This is a genomic window from Cyanobium sp. NIVA-CYA 375 (genome assembly GCF_056108345.1).
On record NZ_JBSYHW010000294.1, the window covers coordinates 1 to 830 of the forward strand.

Sequence of the window (830 nt, forward strand, 5' to 3'; positions counted from 1 at the left end):
CGGCCTGAGGAATGTTGGCGCCCGGCACCATCCGGTTGATGAAGGCAGCGTTGCGGGCCGACTTGAGCAGAAACACGGGCCCCTGCACGGCCTGGTGCAGGCGATGCTGGCTGCGTGCCCCGACATCCACTGCCTGCGTGACGCGACACGCGGCGGCCTGGCCACGGTACTGAGCGAATTCGCCACCAGCTCGAGGGTGGGCATTCGCTTGCAGGAACAGGCAATCCCGATCAAGCCCGAGGTGCGCGGTGCCTGCGAGATGCTGGGCCTGGATGTGCTGTACATGGCCAACGAGGGCAAGCTCGTGGCTTTGGTGCCGAAGAGCCATGCCGACGCGGTGCTGGCCGCCATGCGCGGACACGAGGCCGGGCGCGACGCGGCCATCGTGGGCCAGGTGCAGGCCGAGCCGGCGGGCCACGTCCTGCTGCAAACGGCCTTTGGCGGCGAGCGCGTGGTCGACATGCTGGTAGGCGAGCAGTTGCCGAGGATCTGCTGATGCATGAATTGGGCATCACCCAGAGCGTGGTGGCGATCGTGACCGAGCACGCTCAAGGCCAAAAGGTGCTGCGCGTGACGCTGGAGGTGGGCAAGCTCTCCGGACTGATGCCCGATGCCATCCGCTTCTGCTTCGACGTCTGCAGCCAGGGGACACCAGCGCAGGGCGCCCTGCTGAAGATCATCGAACCCGAAGGACGTGGCCATTGCGATGCGTGTGGTGCCGAGACCGTGCTGGACGCCCCGCTGGGCCGCTGCCCGGAATGCGGCGCACCGGCCTTGCGCGTGGTGGCCGGTACCGAGTTGAAGATCAAGGAATTGGAGACCGAATCATG

2 protein-coding genes are annotated in these 830 nt (G+C 66.7%); both read left to right on the plus strand.

The annotated features are described in order from the left end of the window. Positions 1 to 103 precede the first annotated feature (103 nt). Positions 104 to 496 carry a HypE family hydrogenase expression/formation protein gene (locus AC01FP_RS18165; RefSeq protein ID WP_474482221.1) on the plus strand — a complete coding sequence of 131 codons (393 nt, stop codon included), beginning with the start codon at positions 104 to 106 and terminating at the stop codon, positions 494 to 496. A gap of 8 nt (positions 497 to 504) precedes the next feature. Beyond that, positions 505 to 830, plus strand: a 326-nt coding sequence (locus tag AC01FP_RS18170; protein ID WP_474482223.1) for a hydrogenase maturation nickel metallochaperone HypA/HybF, incomplete at its 3' end; no start/stop codon positions are given.